Genomic DNA, 23220 nt, shown 5'->3' with positions numbered 1-23220 from the left:
AACTGATATTATGCCATAGTAAAAAACGTTCGTCACAAATTTTACATTGAATCCGCCGTTCGCTCATCACCATAAATTACGCTATAATGCCCGCATTTTTCAGTTTAAAACGAGATTTTTATGGCTCAAATTGCAACAAATCCGCTTGTGCTAGTGGATGGTTCTTCTTATTTATATCGTGCATTTCATGCCTTTCCTCCTTTAACTAATGCCGCAGGTGAGCCAACAGGTGCGATGTACGGCGTGTTAAATATGTTAAAAAGCCTCATCTCACAAGTGCAACCCACTCATATAGCCGTTGTTTTTGATGCAAAAGGGAAAACATTTCGTGATGAAATGTTTGAACAATATAAATCTCACCGTCCACCAATGCCTGATGATTTACGCAAACAAATTCAGCCTTTGCACGATATGATTCGTGCATTGGGGATACCTCTTTTAGTGGTGGAAGGTGTTGAAGCTGATGATGTGATCGGCACACTCGCACTACAAGCATCTCGTTTGGGTAAAAAAGTGCTCATTAGTACTGGCGATAAAGATATGGCACAGTTAGTTGATGACAATATTATGCTCATCAACACCATGAATAATAGCTTATTGGATCGCGAGGGCGTGATTGAAAAATACGGTATTCCACCTGAACTCATTATTGATTATCTAGCACTCATGGGCGATAGTGCAGATAACATTCCGGGTGTTGCTGGCGTGGGCGAAAAAACCGCACTTGGTTTACTACAAGGTATCGGAAGCATGGCTGAAATTTATGCCAATCTTGAGAAAGTAGCAGAATTGCCAATTCGTGGTGCGAAAAAACTAGGTGAAAAATTATTGGCTGAAAAAACTAATGCCGATCTTTCTTATACATTGGCAACCATCAAAACGGATGTTGAACTTAACGTGACAACAGATGAATTGTTGCTTGGAGAAAGTCAAAATGATCAACTCATTGAATATTTTACTCGCTACGAATTTAAACGCTGGCTTAATGAAGTGATGAATGGCGCGGATTCGATTACCCAAACCACTGAACAGCCTGTGAAAATGAACCAGTATCAGGCGACATCACCAGCTCAAAATTCTGTAGGAAATAGTGCGGTGGAAAATACGCCTAAAATTCAAATCGATCGCACAAAATATGAAACCTTGCTCACTCAAACGGATTTAACACACTGGATTGAAAAACTCAATGCAGCAAAACTCATTGCAGTCGATACTGAAACAGACAGTCTTGATTATATGTCTGCGAATTTAGTGGGTATCTCTTTTGCTCTTGAAAATGGCGAAGCCGCTTATTTACCGTTGCAATTGGATTATTTAGATGCGCCAAAAACACTCGAAAAATCGACCGCACTTGCGGCTATCAAACCCATTTTAGAAAATCCTGACATTCATAAAATTGGGCAAAACATTAAATTTGATGAAAGTATTTTTGCTCGTCATGGTATTGAATTACAAGGTGTTGAATTTGATACGATGTTGCTTTCTTATACGCTAAATAGTACGGGTCGTCATAATATGGACGATTTAGCTAAACGTTATTTAGGGCATGAGACTATCGCATTTGAAAGCATTGCAGGAAAAGGGAAAGGTCAGCTTACGTTTAATCAAATTCCATTAGAACAAGCCACAGAATACGCGGCAGAAGATGCTGATGTGACAATGAAATTACAGCAAACGCTGTGGTTGAAACTGCAAGAAGAACCAACGCTTGTTGAATTGTATAAAACAATGGAATTACCATTACTTCATGTGCTTTCTCGTATGGAACGCATAGGCGTTTTGATTGATAGTGATGCCCTCTTTATACAATCTAACGAAATTGCTGCAAGATTAACCGCACTTGAAGAACAAGCTTACGCATTAGCGGGTCAGCCATTTAATTTGGCCTCCACCAAACAATTACAAGAAATTTTGTTCGATAAACTTGGGCTACCTGTTTTACAAAAAACGCCAAAAGGTGCGCCATCAACGAATGAAGAAGTATTGGAAGAATTAGCCTATAGCCACGAATTACCAAAAATTTTGGTCGAACATCGTGGGTTGAGCAAACTCAAATCCACTTACACGGATAAACTGCCTCAAATGGTCAACTCACAAACAGGCCGAGTGCATACCTCTTATCATCAAGCAGTCACAGCGACAGGACGTTTATCATCAAGTGATCCAAACCTACAAAATATTCCAATTCGGAATGAAGAAGGTCGTCGTATTCGACAAGCATTTATCGCGCGTGAAGGTTATTCTATTGTCGCCGCTGACTATTCTCAAATTGAGTTACGCATTATGGCGCATCTTTCGGGCGATCAAGGCTTAATTAATGCCTTCTCTCAAGGCAAGGATATTCACCGATCCACGGCAGCTGAAATCTTCGGTGTATCATTAGATGAAGTCACCAGCGAGCAACGTCGCAATGCTAAAGCAATTAATTTCGGCTTAATTTATGGAATGTCCGCGTTTGGACTTTCACGCCAACTGGGTATTTCCCGTCCAGATGCACAAAAATACATGGATTTATATTTCCAACGCTACCCTGGCGTACAGCAATTTATGACCGATATCCGTGAAAAAGCGAAAGCACAAGGCTATGTGGAAACCCTATTTGGTCGCCGTTTATATTTACCTGATATTAATTCTAGCAATGCAATGCGTCGTAAAGGGGCAGAACGTGTAGCGATAAATGCACCGATGCAAGGCACGGCTGCGGATATTATTAAACGAGCGATGATTAAACTTGATGAAGTAATTCGTCACGATCCAGATATTGAAATGATTATGCAAGTACACGATGAATTAGTGTTTGAAGTGCGGTCAGAAAAAGTCGAGTTTTTCTGTGAACAAATTAAACAACACATGGAAGCCGCAGCTGAATTAGTTGTTCCATTGATTGTGGAAGTAGGTGTTGGACAAAATTGGGATGAAGCGCACTAAGGAATTTAGCCATGAATAAAGTTATTCAAAGTCGCCACTTTACGACAGAACGTGCTTGGGGAGCCCTCGATATTACCAATATGAATGGTATTTCGGTGCGTCTGCACTGGACAGATAAACCTTACAAATGGCATATCAATGATGGTGAAGAAGTCTTTGCGGTGATGGATGGTACGGTGGAAATGCGCTACAAAGAAAATGGCCAAGAGAAAGCCGTATTGCTCCATACGGGTGATATTTTTTATGCGGGTATCGGTACCGAACATGTAGCTCATCCACAAGGCGAAGCGCGTATATTAGTCATAGAGAAAGAAAACAGTATTTAAAAAGAATTTTATGAATCAAGAAAGACTCAACGAAATCGAAAAATCATTACTTAACCTTGTGGAACGCGATGTGGTTCCCGCACTTGGCTGTACTGAGCCTATCTCTTTGGCACTTGCAGCAGCAACAGCGGCTAAATATTTAGGAAAAACACCTGAACGCATTGAAGCCAAAGTGTCTCCTAACTTAATGAAAAATGGGTTAGGCGTTGCAGTACCAGGAACCGGCATGGTGGGCTTACCAATTGCCGCAGCGATTGGTGCTTTGGGCGGTGACCCTGAAGGTGAGTTAGAAGTGTTAAAGCACATCACGCCAGAGCAAGTTTCCCAAGCTAAAGCGATGCTTGATAAAAAGCTCGTTAATGTGGATATTCATCAAACCGAGCATATTTTATATTCAGAAGCGGTGTTGTTTACGGATAATGACCGAGTGAAAGTCGCCATTCAAGATCAACACACTAACATCATTTTGATTGAAAAAAATGGCGAGATCATTTTTGAAAAAGAGCACGATGAATGCGCTGATTGTGATCCTTATGATATTTTCAAGCAGATGAGCGCACGTGAAATTTTTGAATTTTCTTGTGAAATTGATCTCGATAAAATTCGCTTTATCGGACAAGCTGCCACACTCAATCGAGCACTATCTAACGAAGGATTGCGCGAAAATTACGGCCTACATATTGGTAGAACGCTACGCAAACAAGTTGGTAGTGGCTTAATGTCAGATGATTTACTCAGTAAAATTATAATCGAAACCACCTCAGCCTCCGATGCTCGTATGGGCGGGGCCACGTTGCCCGCAATGAGTAATTCAGGCTCTGGCAACCAAGGGATTGCCGCTACTATGCCAGTAGTTGTAGTCGCTGATTATTTAAACGTGAGTGAAGAAAAGCGCCTTCGTGCGCTCTTCTTATCACACCTAATGGCCATTTATATCCACAGTAAATTACCCAAACTTTCTGCCCTTTGCGCAGTAACAACTGCATCAATGGGAAGCTGTGCAGGTATCGCCTATTTGCTTACAGGGAAATTTGAAACCGTGAGCATGGGGATTTGTAGTATGATTGGTGACATCAGCGGAATCATCTGCGATGGTGCATCCAATAGCTGTGCAATGAAAGTCTCCACCAGCGTGGCTTCAGGCTATAAATCAGTACTTATGGCAATGGACGAAACCCATGTTACAGGCAATGAAGGTATCGTTGAGCATGATCTCGATCGCACTATCGACAATCTATGCTCAATTGCTTCGAAGAGTATGCACCACATCGATCGCCAAGTAATTGAAATTATGGTGAGTAAACCCTGCCCTTAACACTAAGATAACTTACGACAAAGTGCGGTCAGAAAACACTCAAATTTTTGACCGCACTTTTTTTATATCAAAAAAACATATTTTCTAGCTAAAAGTTATTGGCGCTACCTTCTTATTTTTTTAGAAAATACCAACCTACTTAGTTCTAAAATAGAAGGAATATTTATGCTTTTAACCGGATTACTTTGCGGAATCTTACTCGGATTTGTGATGCAGCGGGGGCGCTTTTGTATTACTGGTGCATTTCGCGATATGTATGTCACCAAAAATAACAAAATGTTTGTAGCCCTTTTATTAGCGATAACCGTGCAATCTATTGGTTTCTTCCTGTTAAAGGAAATTGGGGTATTAAATGTTGATCCAGCTGAAAATTTTGCATTTTTAGCCGTGATTATCGGTGCCTTTGTGTTTGGTATCGGCATTGTTCTTGCTGGCGGTTGTGCGACAGGCACATGGTACCGTGCTGCAGAAGGCTTAGTCGGCAGTTGGGTCGCATTATTCACTTATATGTTATTAAGCGCCATCATGCGTACTGGCCCATTAGGCGAATTCAATAAAACTTTACGTAGTATCAATATTGAACAACGCAATATTTACGATACATTCGGTATTTCACCTTGGTGGTTAGTCGCATTATTAACTTTAGTGACGGCTTTCTATGTATACAAACACCTAAGCAAACCAAGCGTAAAAATAGCGGCATTAAAACCAAAGAAAACGGGGCTTGCACACTTATTATTTGAAAAACGCTGGCACCCATTTTTCTCTGCCGTATTAATCGGATTAATCGCACTTGCCGCTTGGCCACTCAGTGTCGCTACGGGTCGTGAATTTGGACTCGGGATCACTGGACCATCAGCCAATATCATGCAATTCCTCGTTACTGGAGACAATAAATTTATAAATTGGGGCGTATTCTTGGTCTTAGGGATTTTTATCGGGTCATTCATCGGCGCGAAAGCAAGCAATGAATTTCGTGTCCGTGTACCAGATGCCACCACAATTTTACGTAGCGGACTCGGCGGTATTCTCATGGGTATTGGCGCAACCCTTGCAGGTGGCTGTTCTATCGGTAATGGCTTAGTCGAAACTGCCTTTTTCTCTTGGCAAGGTTGGGTCTCATTGCCATTGATGATTCTCGGCACTTGGGTAGCCGCCTACTTCACCATTATCCGTCCACAACGTTTAAAATTATCAAAAGCATCATAAGGAGTTTATATGATCGTTAAATTACCAACACTTGGCCTTGTTTGCCCATTTCCTCTCGTTGAAGCTAAAGAAGCCATGGCTAAGTTAAATAAAGGCGATGGCCTAGAAATTGAATTCGACTGCACACAAGCCACCGAGGCCATTCCTGCTTGGGCTGCAGAAGAAGGTTATGAAGTAACAAACTTCGAACAAATTGATGATGCCAAATGGTCAATTACGGTGATTAAATAATAAAAAAGGGCGGTTAAAAACAAAAACATGTTTAACCGCCCTTTTTCAAAAATTAAATTAATTTAACAGGTACTTTTACGACTAATTTTTTTATTTTTTCTGTTTTTCCATTCACTACGCAGCAAGGTTTATGCGGTTCGTAAGGATAAAATACAGCGAACATTTTTGGTTTCATTGTGATGGTGAATTTATCATCAATACCTGCACAAAGTTGATAATCATCCGCTTCGTTATAAGATTCATATTTAGACAAATCAGGATAATTAGCGCCAACTTCTATATTTTCCGTTCCGCGGATTAACACCTGAACATCTAAGTATTCATGATGTAACTCTGCTTTTTTGCTGCTTGGTTCTGCCGTTTCCGGCTCCATTACGTTCATATAAATTTGATCGTTAATATCATGGCGACCATTTTCTAACGCATTCAAATCTAACGTATTCAAATAATCACATACTTCAGCAATCACTTTTGGTAAACCAACTTTAAAATTCGGGCTGGTTAAACTGCTAATAATCATAGAATTTTCCTTATAGTGGATAAAAGTTATCCTATGATACCAAGTCGGTTAAATGAAATAAAGCTACTGATTACATCATCTTTCTTGATTAGTCCAGTTAGCTCTTACAGTACCGAGCGGAAGAGAGCAAATATCTTGCCAACTTATTGACGCATAAAGTCTAAACAATGAAATTACGGCATTAACACAAGCATTCTCAGAAAAAATATTATCAAGAGGCTTATGAGGGCCTGTAAAATGAAGAATAACAGGAGAAATATCAAGACTATTAATTGAAATCATATGATCTAATTGAAAATTATAACGCTTGTCTAATGGAATCCAACGATCTTTAAAATAGTAATTTAGTATATCTTGATCGCCATAAATTAAACGTTCTTTTAACTTTTCATGTAATTCAAATAATTCTTTAGAAAATGATGAAATACCTAAGCGATACTTCTCCATATTCAAATATAAAACTCCCGCATTAAAATAATCCCCATCTTGATAAGGATGGCCTATGCGAGTTACATAAGGATCTAAAACTGCGGCTAATGAGTGGCGAGAAAAATCTAAGCATTCAAAAGGAAGCATAATATTGCCATTAATCACGATATCACAATCAAGATAAATCCAATAAGGAATATCACTATAATGAAGTAAGCGATCAATATAAAATCTTAAATAAGTAGCAGAAGTAATATAATTATTTACACTAAAAGAACTTAATTCTGATTTATCTATATGAACTAATTGTAATGTTGAATAGCGTTTAGCAAAATAAGGTTGAAGATCATTTTGCCACGACTCAGAAATATCGCCTGTATGTAAAATAAAAACAGAGAGATTTTCATGGTGCATTAATAAAGATTTCAGTGTAATTTCTACATAAGGAAGATAGTTGGCATCACTAGCCATAATTACATTATATTTCATAAGGGGAATCTAATTTGAGTGAGTCACAATCAACTTTTTTAGAGCAAAATAAAAGTGACGCAATCATAACAAGTTGACAATGTGAAATAAAGTTACCCACTAAGGCAAAACATCCTGTATAATGCTCAGGCTTTATTTTCTACATTAGCGTGCGGCTATCAAAAGCAATTTTAAGCGCTCGAAAGTGCGGTTATTTTTACAAAAGATTTCTTTTGCTAGTCGCAATCTGGAAAATAAAGCATTGTTTTTAATATGAATTTTAAGGAAAACATTGTGAATCCAATTGTTAAACAATTTAAATACGGTCAACATACCGTTACTCTAGAAACTGGCGCAATTGCACGTCAAGCAACTGCTTCGGTCATGGCAAGCATGGACGATACCACGGTATTCGTGACTGTTGTGGCTAAAAAAGATGTGAAAGAAGGTCAAGACTTCTTCCCATTAACCGTAAACTACCAAGAGCGTACTTATGCGGCGGGTAAAATCCCTGGTGGTTTTTTCAAACGTGAAGGTCGTCCATCTGAAGGCGAAACTTTAATTGCACGTTTAATCGACCGTCCAATTCGCCCATTATTCCCAGAAGGTTTCTTCAACGAAACCCAAGTTGTGGCAACTGTGGTTTCTGTAAACCCACAAATCAGCCCTGACTTAGTTGCAATGATCGGTGCTTCTGCAGCATTAACCTTATCTGGTGTACCTTTCAACGGTCCTATCGGTGCAGCGCGCGTTGGTTTTATCGACAACCAATTCGTATTAAACCCAACTATGGCTGAACAAAAACAAAGCCGTTTGGACTTAGTGGTTGCAGGTACTGACAAAGCCGTATTAATGGTTGAATCTGAAGCTGATATCTTAACTGAAGAACAAATGTTAGCAGCGGTAGTATTCGGTCATCAACAACAACAAGTTGTGGTTGAAGCAATCAAAGAATTTGCAAAAGAAGCAGGCAAACCACGTTGGGATTGGGTTGCGCCACAACCAAATACAGATTTAATCAACAAAGTAAAAGCAATTGCTGAAGCACGTTTAGGCGATGCATACCGCATTACTGAAAAACAAGCTCGTTACGAACAGATCGATGCAATTAAAGCAGATGTGATTGCGCAAATCACAGCTGAAGGTGAAGAAATCAGCGAAGGTAAAATCGTGGATATTTTCACCGCACTTGAAAGCCAAATCGTTCGTGGCCGTATCATTGCTGGTGAACCACGTATTGATGGTCGTACCGTTGATACCGTTCGTGCATTAGATATTTGTACTGGTGTATTACCACGTACTCACGGTTCTGCAATTTTCACCCGTGGTGAAACGCAAGCATTAGCTGTTGCAACGTTAGGTACTGAACGTGATGCACAAATCATTGATGAATTAACAGGTGAACGCCAAGATCACTTCTTATTCCACTACAACTTCCCTCCATACTCTGTAGGTGAAACCGGTATGATCGGCTCACCAAAACGTCGTGAAATTGGTCACGGTCGTTTAGCAAAACGCGGTGTATCGGCTGTTATGCCAAGCCTTGCAGAATTCCCGTATGTTGTGCGTGTTGTATCTGAAATCACTGAATCTAACGGTTCTTCTTCTATGGCATCTGTATGTGGTGCATCTTTGGCGTTAATGGATGCAGGTGTACCAATCAAAGCTGCTGTTGCAGGTATCGCAATGGGCTTAGTGAAAGAAGAAGAGAAATTCGTGGTGCTTTCAGATATTTTAGGTGATGAAGACCACTTAGGTGATATGGACTTTAAAGTAGCGGGTACACGCGAAGGTGTAACAGCACTTCAAATGGACATCAAAATTGAAGGTATCACCCCTGAAATTATGCAAATTGCATTAAACCAAGCGAAAAGTGCACGTATGCACATTCTTGGTGTAATGGAACAAGCAATCCCTGCTCCACGTGCTGATATCTCCGATTATGCACCGCGCATCTATACAATGAAAATTGATCCTAAAAAAATCAAAGACGTCATTGGTAAAGGTGGTGCAACAATTCGTTCACTAACTGAAGAAACTGGCACTTCTATCGATATCGATGATGATGGTACAGTGAAAATTGCCGCAGTAGATAGCAATGCAGCGAAAAACGTAATGGGACGTATTGAAGAAATCGTTGCAGAAGTTGAAACTGGCGCAATTTACAAAGGTAAAGTCACTCGCCTTGCTGATTTTGGCGCATTCGTAGCAATCGTTGGAAATAAAGAAGGTTTAGTTCATATTTCTCAAATTGCTGAAGAGCGCGTAGAAAAAGTTAGCGATTACCTCCAAGTGGGCCAAGAAGTAAACGTAAAAGTTGTTGAAATCGATCGTCAAGGTCGTATTCGTTTAACAATGAAAGACTTGGCTCCAAAACAAGAAACTGAAATTAACCAAGAAGATTCTGTAGAAGAACAAGAATAATCTTGGAATATCGAATCAAAACTTGGTAGCAACTGCTGCCAAGTTTTGTTGTTTTCCAACTTTTAGGCATAAAGAAAGCAAATGCGGTGTTTTCGCTTATCTCGCAATTTTATAGTCTATTTATTTAGCTTATGTGCGATCTTACTCCTTGCAGGCTGTGTTCAGTCTAGGGGTGGTTTTGTGTCTAAAAATCATGTCGTGTTGGCTGAACAAAACCCGAATACTCACTTTGAACAAGAAGTGATGATCGTGCGATTAAGCCAAGTACTACTCGTTGGAAAAATGAGTAATGAAGAACGTGCATCACTACATTTTGAACGTGGCGTACTCTATGATTCCCTTGGATTATGGGGACTTGCTCGTTACGATTTTACTCAAGCCCTTGCATTACAGCCTAAAATGGCATCTGTGTACAATTACTTAGGGCTTTATTTATTGCTTGAAGAAGATTACGACGGTGCATTGGAAGCTTTCAATACTGTGTTTGAATTAGACTCAAGTTATGACTATACCCACCTTAATCGTGGTTTAAATTTTTATTATGTAGGGCGCTACCATCTTGCTCAGCAAGATTTCTTACAGTTCTACCAAGCCGATACAAAAGATCCCTATCGTGTCTTATGGCTATATTTGAACGAACAAAAATTAAAACCACAAGAAGCCCAAAAAAACCTTGTTGAACGAGCAAAAGGGCTATCAGAGGACTTCTGGGGTACACACATCGTTCAATATTACTTAGGACGCATCTCTGTAGAAGAATTACAACAACGTGCGAGTGAATTTGCCGAAAATTCACAACAATATGCTGAAATTCTCACAGAAACCTATTTTTATCTAGCAAAACAAAAACTCAATGTAGGGCTAGTAGATGAAGCAGCAGCTTTATTTAAACTAGCTATGGCAAATCAGGTTTATAACTTTGTTGAGTATCGTTTTGCCGCGTTTGAACTAATGAAATTAAAACCGGTTCAAACAGAAGACGAAAAAGAAGAGAAAAGTGCGGTAACAAAAGCGATTGTTTTCTAAAAATCAATCCAAAACTCACCGCTCTTTGCAGTAGAATGAATAGAAAAATTCATTCGCTTTGCTCAACTTAATAAACCGAAGGCCTCTTTGAGCTTTCCTTATTTATATTCGAGTATTTTAATGACTGACAAAATTACTTTTAATGACTTAGGCTTACCTGAGTTCATCTTAAAAGCTGTTTCTGACTTAGGTTTTGAAACCCCTTCTCCAATTCAACAAGCTTGTATCCCACATTTGCTCAATGGCAATGATGTGCTAGGTATGGCACAAACGGGTAGTGGTAAAACCGCTGCTTTTGCACTGCCTTTATTAGCGCAAATCGATCCAAGTGAAAAACATCCACAAATGTTAGTAATGGCGCCTACTCGCGAACTTGCTATTCAAGTTGCCGATGCTTGCGAACAATTTGTTAAATATGCTCATGGCTCCCGCATTGTTACCTTATATGGCGGGCAACGTTATGACATCCAACTTCGTGCATTAAAACAAGGCGCACAAGTAGTTGTAGGTACACCAGGTCGTATTCTTGACCATATTCGCCGCGGAACATTAAATCTTTCTGAACTTCGTTTTATCGTATTAGATGAAGCAGATGAGATGCTACGCATGGGTTTCATTGATGATGTAGAAACCGTCATGGCAGAATTACCAGAAAATCACCAAACAGCGTTATTCTCTGCAACAATGCCTGAACCGATCCGTCGTATTACGAAACGTTTTATGAATGATCCGAAAGAAGTGAAGATCAAAGTTAATAACGAAAATGCTCCAGATATTGAGCAAAGTTGTTGGTATGTGCACGGCGTGCGTAAAAACGAAGCCCTTCTTCGTTTCTTAGAAGTGGAAAATTTTGATGCAGCGATTATCTTTGCTCGCACTAAAACCGGTACGTTAGACATTACAGAACTACTTGAAAAAAATGGTTTCCGTTCTGCCGCACTTAATGGTGATATGACACAACAATTGCGCGAGCAAACACTCGATCGCTTACGTAACGGCAGTTTAGATATTGTTGTGGCAACCGATGTGGCCGCACGCGGTATTGATATTGAACGCATCAGCCTAGTGGTGAACTACGACATTCCGCTTGATGCAGAATCTTATGTACACCGAATTGGCCGTACTGGTCGTGCAGGTCGTTCTGGTCGTGCTTTATTATTCGTTGAGCCTCGTGAGCGTCGTTTACTTCGTAATATTGAACACCTAATGAAAAAAGGTATCAATGAAGTAGAATTGCCAAATCATCTTGTGTTACAAGAATGCCGTCGCAAAAAATTCGTCGCAAAAATTACGAAACAACTCGAACATCACGATTTAGAACAATATCGTAGTTTATTAGAAGACTTATTCACAGCCGATCAAGATCAAGAAGATATTGCAGCGGCAATGTTAATGTTGCTGCAAGGCAAACAAAAATTAATTCTTCCACCTGATCCACCAATGGAAAAACGTCGTCGTGAACGTAATGAACGAGGTGATCGCCGTGACAATCCACGTTCAGCTGAACGTCGTGGAGAACGTAAAGGCTATGGAAATCCACAACCAATGGATTTATATCGTATCGAAGTGGGTCGTGCGGATGGTGTAGAAGTTCGCCATATCGTTGGTGCGATTGCTAACGAAGGTGATATCAATAGCCGCTATATTGGTCATATCAAACTTTATGATGATTACACTACCGTTGAATTGCCACAAGGTATGCCGAAAGAACTACTTCAACAATTCGGTAAAACACGCGTATTGAATAAACAAATGCAAATGTCTTTCTTAGGTGCGGTGAAGTCTGATAGTTCCCGTGGTGGCGATGATTTTAACGGTAAACGTAAAGGCCGTGGGGGCGATTTCCGTGGAGAACGCGGACGTAATGAACGCGGTGGTGACAATCATGGAAATCGTAAATTTAATGAAAAAAGTAACCGCTCTTTTAGCGATAAACCACGCCGTGATCGCCGAGGATAATATCCTTGTGATATAAAGAATAGTGCTATTTCCTAATGTTTTGCATCATTTAAAATTTAGCACCACTCGATGAACAAAACTTAGCCCCTTGAACCTCAAGGGGCTTTTTATTGTGTATTGCTTAAATTCTGGCTACAATCCCGCAAGCTTTTTATATAGGAAAAATCATTGAAAGGTCTCTTTTTACGTATTATTACTGCCTTGGCTTTATTGCTTTGGGCTATTGATATGGTATTCCCATGGCAATTTTTACGCCATGCTGAAGAAAACCACTATACAGCAATTCAAGAACGAGGCTCACTCATTGTAGGCACAATGAACAACCCTATTTCTTATTTTATAAATAAAGACGGCGAACGAGGCTTTGAATATGAATTGGCTAAAGCATTTTCTGATTCACTGGGTGTAGAACTCGAAATTAAAACTTTCGACAATCAAGAACAATTATTTAATGAGTTAGATAAGCATAATATTGATTTAGCTGCGGCTCACCTTTTATATCATCCTAATAATGCAGAGCGTTTCCAAATTGGCCCAGCATATCATTCCGCTTCATGGCAATTAGCTTATCGAAAAAATGAACAACGCCCTAAAAATCTAGGCGATATTAAGAAAGAAATTTATATCGCTAACAATTCATCATTGGAAGAAACACTAAAAGAATTACAAAAACAATATCCACAATTAACTTGGAAAAGAAATCAAGCGTTTACTCAAGAAGAACTATTACTACAGCTGTCTGAAGGAAAAATTCCTTACGTTATTGCTAATTCCATTGATATCGCGGCAATCCAACAAATCAAACCAGAATTAGCCATTGCCTTTGATATTACTGATGAAGCAAACATTCACTGGTATTTACCGAATAATGCCTACAACGATCTGCAAGCGGCCTTACTCAATTTTATGAATAATGCACAAGAAACAGGGCTAGTGGATAATTTAAAAGAAAAATATTTAGGACATATTTTACAATTTGATTACGTGGATACGCGCTCTTATATGAACGCAATTGAAAATACCCTGCCACAATTCTCACCGCTCTTTGAAAAATACAAAGGTGAATTAGATTGGCGATTACTCGCAGCGGTCGCTTATCAAGAGTCTCATTGGAATCCTGATGCAACATCACCTACGGGCGTGCGTGGCATAATGATGTTAACTAAAGATACCGCGCAACATATGAAAATCAGCGATAGAACAGATCCTGAACAAAGCATTAAAGCGGGATCAGAATATTTACACTGGCTGATTAGTCAAATTCCAGAAACCATTGAAAAAGAAGAAAGAATTTGGTTTGCTTTAGCCGCCTATAACATGGGGCTGGGCCACTTAATTGATGCACGTCGTTTAACTAAAAACCTTGGAGGAAATCCAGATAATTGGCTCGATGTGAAAAAAAATCTGCCTTTATTAGCAGAAAAACGCTATTATTCCCAACTGAAATACGGCTATGCGCGAGGCTATGAAGCCCATCAATATGTAGAAAATATTCGCCGCTATATGAATAGCATTGTTAATTATCATCGAGTCCAAGAAAATCAAACAACGAATGATAATACCAACAACGAAAGTGCGGTTGGAAATTCAGAAGAAATAAAAGAAAAAAAGGATAAATAAAATGTTAAAACGCAAAGCTTTTCTTAAAAAGAAAACCAATTTACAACAAACCTCTTTATCTCGAAATTCACGTTTAAGACGTTTAAAACATCGAAAAAAGCAACAATTTGCGCGCCATTCACTTCAATTTGTAGTACAAGATATTTGTTGTTAACAAAATGAAAAGGATTGAGCATTGCTCAATCCTTTTTTACCTCTACTAAGAACACACAATCTTAACTGCAAGTCCGCCTTGAGATGTTTCACGATACTTGGCATTCATGTCTTTGCCTGTTTCATACATTGTTTCAATCACTTTATCCAAGGTTACTCTTGGATTAGTGGTACGGCGTAAAGCCATACGTGATGCATTGATTGCTTTAACTGAAGCAATCGCATTGCGTTCGATACAAGGTACTTGAACTTGACCGCCGACAGGGTCGCAAGTTAATCCTAAGTTATGCTCCATTGCAATTTCAGCTGCGATGCATACTTGCAGTGGATTGCCACCCAAAATTTCAGCCAGTCCCGCAGCAGCCATTGAACATGCTACACCCACTTCACCTTGACAACCCACTTCTGCGCCAGAAATCGAAGCATTCATTTTATAAAGTGAACCAATCATACCTGCTGCTAATAAATAGCGCTCAATGATTTCAGGTGTTAATGGCGAGATGAATTTCTCATAGTAAGCCAATACGGCAGGAATAATCCCACATGCACCATTAGTTGGAGCTGTGACTACTCGTCCACCCGCTGCATTTTCTTCATTGACAGCAAGCGCAAACATATTGACCCAGTCAATTACGCGCATTGGATCGTTAGATAAATTAGTATTTGCTTGCAACATACGATAAAGGGATGCTGCACGACGTGGCACTCGTAATGGCCCAGGTAAAATCCCTTCAGTATGAATACCATGTTCGATACAAGCTTGCATCGTCTTCCAAACATTCTCTAAATGAGCACTGACAGCTTCTTTGCCATGCAAGGCGACTTCATTTTCCAACATCACAGTGGAAAGCATTAAGCCGTTATCACTGCAATGTTTCAAAATATCTTCTGCATTTTTGTAAGGATAAGGCACTTGGACTGTGTTTTTTTCTTCTTGACCAAAATGGGCTTCATCGACAATAAAACCACCACCGATCGAATAATAGGTTTGGCGATAAAGCTCTGTGCGATTTTTATCAAGGGCGGTAATTGTCATGCCATTTTCGTGCAATTTTAAAAAAGTGCGGTGGAAAATGAGATTATTTTCAAAATCAAATTTCACCGTTTTTTGACCAACATTAATTGGTAAAAGCGCAGTTTGTTTCACTTTCTCGATGAAACCTGAAATCATATCGATATCCACATTATGTGGTAAATAACCCGCTAACCCCATGATGATGGCAATATCTGTACCGTGGCCTCTCCCTGTCATCGAAAGAGAACCATACACATCCACATGAATTTCAGCGGTTTGTTCAAACTGATTTCGTTCAATTAAGTCATCTATAAATTGTTTGCCGGCTTTCATCGGGCCGACAGTGTGGGAACTGGATGGCCCAATTCCCACTTTAAACATATCAAATACGCTAATCATAAATTTCTCAAAATTCGCTAAACTTTAAAGGGCGCTTATAATAATCCATAAACAACCGCAGAGATAGCGATTAATCCCATAATCGTTACAAAAACATTGCTGAAACGTCCGCTGTAGCGTTTCATCGCTGGAATTTTACGAATCGCGTACATTGGCATGATAAACAAAATCATCGCAATGATTGGGCCGCCAAGAGATTCAATTAAGCCTAAGATACTTGGATTAATAATCGCAACACCCCATAAAGTTAATAAGAAGAAAAGTGCGGTCGCATAATTGAGTTTTTTACGATTTACAGATTCGCCTTTCATTTTCAAATATAATCCTTCTAAGCCTTCACGTGCGCCCATATAGTGGCCGAAGAATGAGCTAGTAATCGCTAAGAATGCAACAAGCGGGCCAAAATAAGAGATATATGGATTATCAAATTTATTCGCTAAAAAAGACAAAATACTGATATTTTGTGCTTTTGCTGCCACTAATTCTTCAGGTGTTAATGTTAATACACAACTAAATACGAAGAACATTACAAAGAATAACAAAATCGTTGAGGTACCTTTTTCTGTATGACCGATATGGCGTTCTGCACCATCGAAAGTTTTGTATTCACGGAATTGTGAGCAAGTAAAAGATGAAATTGCTGGTGAATGGTTGAATGAGAATACTAATACAGGAATAGTAAGCCACAATGTGGTAACGAAACCGCCTGCTGTTGGGAATTCATGTAACATCGCGCCATTCCATTCTGGAATTAAGTAAATAGAAAGTGCGAATAAAATTAATACTAACGGGTAAACAAGCCATTCTGTGATTTTTAACATCACTTTTTCATTAAATAGCATAACGGAAATCAATATTGCAATTAATACAAAAGAGAGAATAGCTCGGTTTGGTGACGCCATGCCAAGTTGATTCACAATGAAAGAATCGACAGTGTTAGTAATACCGTTACCGTAAATTAAAAGAATAGGGAAAATAGCAAAGAAATAAAGTAGGGTGATAAGTTTACCCGCTGTTTTACCAAAGTGTTCTTCCACCACTTCAGTAATATCGCTGCCAGGATTTTTTGATGAAAGTACAAAATAGGCTAAGCCACGGTGAGCAAAATAGGTCATTGGTCCGACGATAATTGCCATTAAAACTAACGGCCAAAATCCACCCATCCCTGCGTTAATCGGTAGGAATAAGACGCCAGCGCCAACCGCTGTACCGAAAAGGTTTAACATCCATGTTGCATCAAATTTGTTCCATTTGAGTTTTTCTGTTGGTTTCATAGTTTGCTCCAAAGCATAAATTATTTAAATTTGTCAATTTGCAGAGCAAAATATGCCCTAACAAAATTTGAGTATTATGTTATGCCGATAAATAGAGAATCTCAAAGAGCAAATTCTAAAATTGTGATCAAGTTAAAATTTTTTTATCAAAAGTGCGGTAAATTCGAACAATAAAAAATCGGTACTCCTATAAGAGTACCGACTATATAAAAGAGTTTTAGAATATTTCTTTCTATGAACGTTTCATTACTTCAAAAAACTCTTCATTGGTTTTTGCAACCATAAGTTTATCAATAAGGAATTCCATTGCTTCTACCTCTCCCATAGGATTAAGAATTTTACGTAGAATCCACATTTTTTGAAGCTCTTCAGGTGAAGTAAGTAAATCTTCCTTACGAGTACCTGAACGATTGAAATCAATTGCAGGGAATACACGTTTTTCTGCAATTTTACGAGAAAGGTGTAATTCCATATTACCTGTACCTTTAAATTCTTCGAAAATAACTTCATCCATTTTCGAACCGGTATCAACTAGTGCTGTAGCAATAATCGTTAAACTACCCCCTTCTTCCACGTTACGTGCAGCACCAAAGAAACGTTTTGGACGATGCAATGCGTTAGCATCCACACCACCAGATAAGATTTTACCTGAAGCTGGAGTGACTGTATTATAAGCGCGCGCTAAACGTGTAATAGAGTCAAGCAGAATCACCACATCTTTTTTATGCTCGACTGAACGTTTCGCTTTTTCGATTACCATTTCTGCCACTTGAACGTGACGAGTTGCAGGCTCATCAAAAGTAGAAGCAATTACCTCGCCTTTTACTGAACGTTGCATTTCTGTCACTTCTTCTGGGCGTTCATCAATCAGCAATACGATAAGCTCTACATCAGGATAATTATGCGTGATACTTTGCGCAATATTTTGCAGCAACATGGTTTTACCTGCTTTTGGTGGAGCAACAATCAAACCACGTTGACCTTTACCAATTGGTGATGCTAAATCCAAAATACGTGCGGTTAAATCTTCTGTTGAGCCATTGCCTCGCTCCATTCTTAAACGAGAGTTAGCATGTAATGGCGTTAAGTTTTCAAATAAGATTTTGCTACGAGAAACTTCAGGTTTGTCATCATTAACTTGATCAACTTTTAAAAGTGCAAAATAGCGTTCGCCTTCTTTTGGTGGACGGATTTTACCTTCGATTTTATCACCAGTTTGAAGGTTAAAACGACGAATTTGACTTGGGGAAACATAGATATCATCAGGGCCTGCAAGGTAGGAACTGTCAGCAGAACGAAGGAAACCAAAACCATCCGGTAAGATTTCTAATACGCCGCCGCCGAAAATATCTTCACCGCTTTTGGCGTGCTGTTTTAAAATTGCGAAGACAATATCTTGTTTACGCAAACGAGCTAAATTCTCTAAGCCCATTTGTTCTTCGCCAAGTTTCACAAGATCAGAAACAGGCGTATTTTTAAGTTCAGTTAAATGCATAATGAATAAATATTGGAATTAATAAGAATTGATGATTCGAATGGTGAGCCAATGCCCTTTGAATGGCGCGTAAATTACCACTAAAACCCTATACTGTCTAGCGTTTCTTTAAATTTAATCTAAAAAATTACCGCACTTTTCTTTCTCTTTTTAACATAGAAGTTTAGCCGTCTAGATTGTTATTTATTTGATTTTTCATTAGAATACGGACAATTTGTAAGGTTATCAATAAGCACTAAGGTAAATTATGGCGGATTGGGACGGAAAATATATCAGCCCTTATGCAGAACATGGCAAAAAAAGCGAGCAAGTAAAAAAAATCACTGTGTCTATTCCAATCAAAGTATTGGAAATTTTGACGAATGAACGCACTCGCCGCCAATTAAAAAGTTTACGTCATGCAACCAACAGTGAATTACTTTGCGAAGCATTTTTGCATGCATTCACCGGTCAACCTTTGCCCACCGATGCAGATTTAATGAAAGAGCGTAATGATGAAATTCCCGAAGATGCCAAAGTTCTTATGCGTGAATTAGGTGTCGATCCAGAAAGCTGGGAATATTAACCGCACTTTCCATTTATCCTTTTAACCCATTCAAAATTGAACATTCAGGGAAATCATTGCCCTGACAATTATCATGCCAACGCTGCAATTCTTGTACCATTTTTTGTAACTGTTCTATTTGTTGATTCAACATCGCAATATGTTGAGCAGTTAGCACTTTCACTTCTCGACTACTACGCTTAGGATTATCTTGTAGTGCTAATAATTGTGCGATTTGATGTAATGAAAACCCCACATCGCGTGAGTGGCGAATAAAATGCAACCTTTCTAAATCACTTTCTCCATAATTTCTATATCCCGATAAACTGCGAATAGCGGGTTTAATTAAACCCATTTTTTCATAATCACGGATTTGTTTCGTAGATAAACCTACTAATTTTGCGGCTTCACTAATATTCATAAAAAATTTCTTGACCTTAACCTTACGTAAAAGTTTATAGTGTAGCCATCAATAAAACAACTAACAAGGAGTAAAAATGAAAACTATCACATTAAACATAGAAGGCATGCATTGCGGCGGTTGCGTAAAAAGCGTTACTCAAGTTTTAACTGAATTAGATGGCGTACAGTCTGCTGATGTTCAACTAGAAGGTAAAGCAAATATTACTTTTGATGAAAATCGAGTCAATGTTGCACAGTTGATTGAGGTAATTGAAGATGCCGGATTTGACGCTACAGAGTAAAAAATTTCGATTCAGATTGGTGGGATGACCTGCCAATCTTGTGCCAATCGTATTGAAAAAGTTTTAAATAAGAAAACATTTGTACAACAAGCTGGAGTGAATTTTGCCGCCGAAGAAGCACAAGTTGTATTTGACTCTACGCAAGTAAGCGAAACTGAAATAGTTGATTGAGGTAATTGAAGATGCCGGATTTGACGTCACAGAGTAAAAAAATTTCGATTCAGATTGGTGGGATGACCTGCCAATCTTGTGCCAATCGTATTGAAAAAGTTTTAAATAAGAAAACATTTGTACAACAAGCTGGAGTGAATTTTGCTGCCGAAGAAGCACAAGTTGTATTTGACTCTACGCAAGTAAGCGAAACTGAAATTATAGAGATTATTCATAAAACAGGTTTTTCTGCTCATATCAAACAAGCCAACGAATTACCAATAGAAGAAAAAAATATATCAATCCCTTGGCGATTAATCATACTTTGGATAATCAATATTCCATTTCTGATTGGTATGCTTGGCATGATGAGTGGCTCACATAACTTAATGTTGCCACCTATTTGGCAATTTGCATTAGCGAGCATTGTGCAACTTTGGTTAGCCATTCCATTTTATCGCGGAGCAATCGGTAGTATTCGTGGTGGACTTGCCAATATGGATGTCCTTGTCAGTACAGGAACGCTCACCATTTATCTTTATTCTGCTTTCATGTTGTTTTACCACGACAATCATGCAATGGGACATGTGTACTTTGAAGTTTCTGTTATGGTGATTGGTTTTGTCAGTCTTGGAAAATTTCTTGAAGATCGCACTAAAAAGCACAGCCTAAATAGCTTAAGCATGCTCTTGCAACTGACACCGAAAAAAGTCACTGCACTACGTAATGACAAATGGACTGAAATTGCCCTTGACCAAGTCAATATTGGCGAGATCATTCGTGCCAATCAAGGCGAGCGTATTGCAGCAGACGGTATAATTGAAAGTGGAAATGGGTGGTGTGATGAAAGTCATTTAACGGGTGAATCTCGTCCAGAAGAAAAACAGAAAGGTGGAAAAGTATTAGCGGGGGCGATGGTAACTGAAGGTTCTATCATCTATCAAGCGAATCAGCTTGGTAGCCAAACCTTACTTGGCGATATGATGAATGCATTATCAGATGCGCAAGGTTCAAAAGCGCCAATTGCACGATTTGCTGACAAAGTTGCGTCAGTGTTTGTACCTGCTGTATTACTGATTTCACTTGTTACTTTCGCACTCACCTACGTTCTGACGAATGATAGTGTGTCTTCACTTATTCACGCAGTATCCGTGCTTGTAATTGCTTGCCCTTGTGCCTTGGGATTAGCCACACCAGCATCCATCATGGTTGGTTTAGGTAAAGCGGTCAATGCTGGCGTATGGTTTAAAGATGCAGCAGCAATGGAGGGAACTGCCCATGTGGATACCGTTGTACTTGATAAAACAGGCACGCTAACAAAAGGCGAGCTTGAAATCTCTGCTTTATGGCAGCCACAAAGTGCGGTGTATTCTGAAGAAGATTTGTATCGCTTTGCCGCAGCTGTTGAACGACAAGCTAACCACCCAATTGCAAAAGCTATTGTGCAAGCAGCAGAACAAAAAATGTTAGAAATTCCCACCGCACTTTTTTCAAAGATGGAAGTCGGTCAAGGCATTCAAGCCGAATTAGAACAAGTAGGAACAATAAAAGTAGGCAAACCCGATTATTGCGGTTTAATCTTGCCTAAAAATTTAGAGGATATCTGGCAAATTGCGAGCATTGTCGCGGTATCTATAAATAATGAACCCATTGGCGCATTTGCGCTGACGGATACCTTAAAAAACGATAGCTTGCACGCCATTCAACGCTTACAACAGCAAAATATTGATGTAGTAATTATGAGTGGCGATCAACAATCTGTCGTGGATTACATAGCGAAACAACTCGGCATTAAGAAAGCCTTTGGAGGCCTCAGCCCTAGAGATAAGGCGGAACAAATTCAAAAGCTGAAAGCTCTAGGTCATGTTGTAGCAATGGTAGGTGATGGAATAAATGATGCGCCTGCTTTAGCCGCTGCAAACGTCAGTTTTGCGATGAAATCAGGTTCAGATATTGCGGAACAAACGGCCTCTGCAACACTTATGCAACATTCGGTGAATCAACTTGTAGATGCGCTTTTTATTGCAAGGGCGACCTTGAAAAATATCAAACAAAATCTATTTTTTGCTTTGATTTACAATATTCTCGGAATACCCCTTGCTGCTTTCGGTTTTCTAAATCCAGTCATTGCAGGTGCTGCGATGGCGATGAGTTCAATTTCCGTATTGATGAACGCCTTAAGATTGAAAAAAGTAAAAATATGACAACTACCCTTTTGATTCATTGATGATACGCTTCACTAATTTTTGCAAATCGGGAATGACCTTTTCGCCAAACCAAGGATTTCTTTCTATCCAAAATTGATTTCTAGGTGAAGGATGAACTAAAGGAATAAAGTGCGGTAAAAATTTTTGATAATTTTTAACTGTTTCAGTTACGTTATTTTTATTATCCGAAAGGTAAAATTTCTGTGCATATTGACCAATCAAAAGGGTTAACTGAATATTCGGTAAATTTTCTAGAATCTGGGGATGCCATTTTTCTGCAAACCCAGACCTTGGAGGTAAGTCTCCAGATTTTCCTTTTCCAGGATAATAGAAATCCATAGGAAGAACCGCAAACATCCCTGAATTATAAAAATAATCGTAATCCACACCTAGCCAATCACGCAGACGATCACCGCTTTTATCATTCCAATATAAACGAGTTTGCTCAGCCTTTAATCCAGGTGCTTGACCAACAATATTAATCCTAGCTGTTTTAGGGGCCGAAAATAAAGGAAAAATTCCACGACCTGTAAAATCTTTATTTTGAGGATCAGCGATAATACTTGAAGTTATTTCGTCTAAATTTTTAAGCATAATGGATGAGATTAGAAATGAGTATACAAAGTCTATTTGAAAAATATAAAAAATCAAAACTATAAATGATATAAATAGGTATATTTATTAAAACTATATTGTAGGCAATACAAAAAATAAAAAACTTAGTCTCTGAACAAAGAGCCCTATTTTCTACTTTAATTCTTTTCTTTAAATAATGAATAAATTATAAAAAACAAAACCCCAGCTTTTCAACTGGGGTTCTTCTG

20 protein-coding genes and 1 pseudogene are annotated in these 23220 nt (G+C 38.9%); 14 read left to right on the top strand and 7 right to left on the bottom strand.

The features are described 5' to 3' along the window. Window positions 1-120: 120 nt before the first annotated feature. The 5 genes from polA (at window position 121) to A9501_RS00075 (ending at window position 6009) form a co-directional block, all read left to right on the top strand. Window positions 121-2928: a DNA polymerase I gene (polA, locus tag A9501_RS00095; RefSeq protein ID WP_065264441.1), complete on the top strand. Its 2808-nt coding sequence runs from the start codon at window positions 121-123 to the stop codon at window positions 2926-2928. 11 nt (window positions 2929-2939) lie between these two features. Next, window positions 2940-3254 (top strand): cupin, encoded by a 315-nt coding sequence (locus tag A9501_RS00090; protein ID WP_065264440.1) that lies wholly within the window; start codon window positions 2940-2942, stop codon window positions 3252-3254. 10 nt (window positions 3255-3264) lie between these two features. Next, a complete protein-coding gene (locus A9501_RS00085; protein WP_065264439.1) occupies window positions 3265-4569 on the top strand; it encodes an L-cysteine desulfidase family protein in 1305 nt (434 codons plus the stop codon). Between the two features lie 165 nt (window positions 4570-4734). Next, window positions 4735-5778, top strand: a complete 1044-nt coding sequence (locus tag A9501_RS00080; RefSeq protein ID WP_065264438.1) for a YeeE/YedE family protein — start codon at window positions 4735-4737, stop codon at window positions 5776-5778. Between the two features lie 9 nt (window positions 5779-5787). Beyond that, window positions 5788-6009, top strand: a complete 222-nt coding sequence (locus tag A9501_RS00075; RefSeq protein ID WP_005631077.1) for a sulfurtransferase TusA family protein — start codon at window positions 5788-5790, stop codon at window positions 6007-6009. 52 nt (window positions 6010-6061) lie between these two features. On the opposite strand, the gene nanQ is transcribed toward A9501_RS00075, so the two are convergent. Then, window positions 6062-6529: an N-acetylneuraminate anomerase gene (gene nanQ / locus A9501_RS00070; RefSeq protein WP_065264437.1), complete on the bottom strand. Its 468-nt coding sequence runs from the start codon at window positions 6527-6529 to the stop codon at window positions 6062-6064. Window positions 6530-6604: 75 nt separating this feature from the next. Beyond that, entirely contained in the window at window positions 6605-7447 is an 843-nt protein-coding gene (locus A9501_RS00065) for a glycosyltransferase family 8 protein (protein ID WP_065264436.1), read from the bottom strand. A 273-nt stretch (window positions 7448-7720) separates the two neighbouring features. Between A9501_RS00065 and pnp the strand changes: the two genes are divergently transcribed. From pnp to A9501_RS09640, 5 genes are all read left to right on the top strand, one after another. After that, the gene (pnp, locus tag A9501_RS00060) at window positions 7721-9850 is read left to right on the top strand and encodes a polyribonucleotide nucleotidyltransferase (RefSeq protein ID WP_065264435.1); all 2130 of its coding nucleotides are present in this window, start codon (window positions 7721-7723) and stop codon (window positions 9848-9850) included. A gap of 81 nt (window positions 9851-9931) precedes the next feature. Then, a complete protein-coding gene (gene nlpI, locus A9501_RS00055) occupies window positions 9932-10876 on the top strand; it encodes a lipoprotein NlpI (protein ID WP_065264434.1) in 945 nt (314 codons plus the stop codon). Window positions 10877-10996: 120 nt separating this feature from the next. Further along, window positions 10997-12835: a DEAD/DEAH box helicase gene (locus A9501_RS00050; protein ID WP_065264433.1), complete on the top strand. Its 1839-nt coding sequence runs from the start codon at window positions 10997-10999 to the stop codon at window positions 12833-12835. A 168-nt stretch (window positions 12836-13003) separates the two neighbouring features. Further along, a complete protein-coding gene (mltF, locus tag A9501_RS00045; RefSeq protein WP_065264432.1) occupies window positions 13004-14455 on the top strand; it encodes a membrane-bound lytic murein transglycosylase MltF in 1452 nt (483 codons plus the stop codon). A 1-nt stretch (window position 14456) separates the two neighbouring features. Next, the gene (locus A9501_RS09640; RefSeq protein WP_179855769.1) at window positions 14457-14609 is read left to right on the top strand and encodes a hypothetical protein; all 153 of its coding nucleotides are present in this window, start codon (window positions 14457-14459) and stop codon (window positions 14607-14609) included. A gap of 45 nt (window positions 14610-14654) precedes the next feature. Here A9501_RS09640 and A9501_RS00040 read toward each other — a convergent pair whose 3' ends face one another. The 3 genes from A9501_RS00040 to rho form a co-directional block, all read right to left on the bottom strand. Next, complete coding sequence (locus A9501_RS00040) at window positions 14655-16022, bottom strand: L-serine ammonia-lyase (protein WP_065264431.1); 1368 nt, start codon at window positions 16020-16022, stop codon at window positions 14655-14657. A gap of 35 nt (window positions 16023-16057) precedes the next feature. Next, window positions 16058-17296 (bottom strand): HAAAP family serine/threonine permease, encoded by a 1239-nt coding sequence (locus A9501_RS00035; protein WP_048954294.1) that lies wholly within the window; start codon window positions 17294-17296, stop codon window positions 16058-16060. A gap of 232 nt (window positions 17297-17528) precedes the next feature. Continuing rightward, window positions 17529-18791 carry a transcription termination factor Rho gene (gene rho, locus A9501_RS00030; protein ID WP_048954295.1) on the bottom strand — a complete coding sequence of 421 codons (1263 nt, stop codon included), beginning with the start codon at window positions 18789-18791 and terminating at the stop codon, window positions 17529-17531. Between the two features lie 247 nt (window positions 18792-19038). Here rho and metJ point away from each other — a divergent pair, with 247 nt between their 5' ends. Continuing rightward, window positions 19039-19356 carry a met regulon transcriptional regulator MetJ gene (gene metJ / locus A9501_RS00025; protein WP_005634287.1) on the top strand — a complete coding sequence of 106 codons (318 nt, stop codon included), beginning with the start codon at window positions 19039-19041 and terminating at the stop codon, window positions 19354-19356. A 13-nt stretch (window positions 19357-19369) separates the two neighbouring features. On the opposite strand, the gene A9501_RS00020 is transcribed toward metJ, so the two are convergent. Then, window positions 19370-19756 carry a Cu(I)-responsive transcriptional regulator gene (locus A9501_RS00020; RefSeq protein ID WP_065264430.1) on the bottom strand — a complete coding sequence of 129 codons (387 nt, stop codon included), beginning with the start codon at window positions 19754-19756 and terminating at the stop codon, window positions 19370-19372. A gap of 76 nt (window positions 19757-19832) precedes the next feature. Here A9501_RS00020 and A9501_RS00015 point away from each other — a divergent pair, with 76 nt between their 5' ends. From A9501_RS00015 to A9501_RS00010, 3 genes and pseudogenes are all read left to right on the top strand, one after another. Next, window positions 19833-20039 (top strand): heavy-metal-associated domain-containing protein, encoded by a 207-nt coding sequence (locus A9501_RS00015; protein ID WP_046942235.1) that lies wholly within the window; start codon window positions 19833-19835, stop codon window positions 20037-20039. Then, a pseudogene (locus tag A9501_RS09440) lies at window positions 20014-20207 on the top strand (cation transporter); the annotation flags it as partial. The gene A9501_RS00015 and the pseudogene A9501_RS09440, both read left to right, overlap by 26 nt. 14 nt (window positions 20208-20221) lie before the next feature. Beyond that, window positions 20222-22393 carry a heavy metal translocating P-type ATPase gene (locus A9501_RS00010; protein WP_065264429.1) on the top strand — a complete coding sequence of 724 codons (2172 nt, stop codon included), beginning with the start codon at window positions 20222-20224 and terminating at the stop codon, window positions 22391-22393. Between the two features lie 3 nt (window positions 22394-22396). Here the strand turns inward: A9501_RS00010 and A9501_RS00005 are convergent, their stop codons facing one another. Further along, a complete protein-coding gene (locus A9501_RS00005; RefSeq protein WP_065264428.1) occupies window positions 22397-22990 on the bottom strand; it encodes a uracil-DNA glycosylase family protein in 594 nt (197 codons plus the stop codon). Between the last annotated feature and the right edge of the window lie 230 nt (window positions 22991-23220).

Origin of the sequence: Haemophilus sp. CCUG 66565 (genome assembly GCF_001679495.1) — a bacterium.
Lineage (GTDB): Bacteria > Pseudomonadota > Gammaproteobacteria > Enterobacterales > Pasteurellaceae > Haemophilus > Haemophilus haemolyticus_K.
Note: the sequence above shows the minus strand (reverse complement) of the source record. Positions and strands in the feature narration are given on the sequence as shown.

Excerpts from the sequence above, each read along its gene's own strand:
- A9501_RS00005 (WP_065264428.1), bottom strand. The coding sequence starts at position 22,990 with ATGCTTAAAAATTTAGACGAAATAACTTCAAGTATTATCGCTGATCCT.
- A9501_RS00075 (WP_005631077.1), top strand. The coding sequence starts at position 5,788 with ATGATCGTTAAATTACCAACACTTGGCCTTGTTTGCCCATTTCCTCTC.
- A9501_RS00050 (WP_065264433.1), top strand. The coding sequence starts at position 10,997 with ATGACTGACAAAATTACTTTTAATGACTTAGGCTTACCTGAGTTCATC.
- metJ (WP_005634287.1), top strand. The coding sequence starts at position 19,039 with ATGGCGGATTGGGACGGAAAATATATCAGCCCTTATGCAGAACATGGC.
- A9501_RS00020 (WP_065264430.1), bottom strand. The coding sequence starts at position 19,756 with ATGAATATTAGTGAAGCCGCAAAATTAGTAGGTTTATCTACGAAACAA.
- A9501_RS09640 (WP_179855769.1), top strand. The coding sequence starts at position 14,457 with ATGTTAAAACGCAAAGCTTTTCTTAAAAAGAAAACCAATTTACAACAA.
- nanQ (WP_065264437.1), bottom strand. The coding sequence starts at position 6,529 with ATGATTATTAGCAGTTTAACCAGCCCGAATTTTAAAGTTGGTTTACCA.
- A9501_RS00080 (WP_065264438.1), top strand. The coding sequence starts at position 4,735 with ATGCTTTTAACCGGATTACTTTGCGGAATCTTACTCGGATTTGTGATG.
- A9501_RS00090 (WP_065264440.1), top strand. The coding sequence starts at position 2,940 with ATGAATAAAGTTATTCAAAGTCGCCACTTTACGACAGAACGTGCTTGG.
- A9501_RS00065 (WP_065264436.1), bottom strand. The coding sequence starts at position 7,447 with ATGAAATATAATGTAATTATGGCTAGTGATGCCAACTATCTTCCTTAT.
- polA (WP_065264441.1), top strand. The coding sequence starts at position 121 with ATGGCTCAAATTGCAACAAATCCGCTTGTGCTAGTGGATGGTTCTTCT.
- A9501_RS00035 (WP_048954294.1), bottom strand. The coding sequence starts at position 17,296 with ATGAAACCAACAGAAAAACTCAAATGGAACAAATTTGATGCAACATGG.
- A9501_RS00015 (WP_046942235.1), top strand. The coding sequence starts at position 19,833 with ATGAAAACTATCACATTAAACATAGAAGGCATGCATTGCGGCGGTTGC.
- A9501_RS00040 (WP_065264431.1), bottom strand. The coding sequence starts at position 16,022 with ATGATTAGCGTATTTGATATGTTTAAAGTGGGAATTGGGCCATCCAGT.
- A9501_RS00010 (WP_065264429.1), top strand. The coding sequence starts at position 20,222 with ATGCCGGATTTGACGTCACAGAGTAAAAAAATTTCGATTCAGATTGGT.
- rho (WP_048954295.1), bottom strand. The coding sequence starts at position 18,791 with ATGCATTTAACTGAACTTAAAAATACGCCTGTTTCTGATCTTGTGAAA.
- nlpI (WP_065264434.1), top strand. The coding sequence starts at position 9,932 with ATGCGGTGTTTTCGCTTATCTCGCAATTTTATAGTCTATTTATTTAGC.
- A9501_RS00085 (WP_065264439.1), top strand. The coding sequence starts at position 3,265 with ATGAATCAAGAAAGACTCAACGAAATCGAAAAATCATTACTTAACCTT.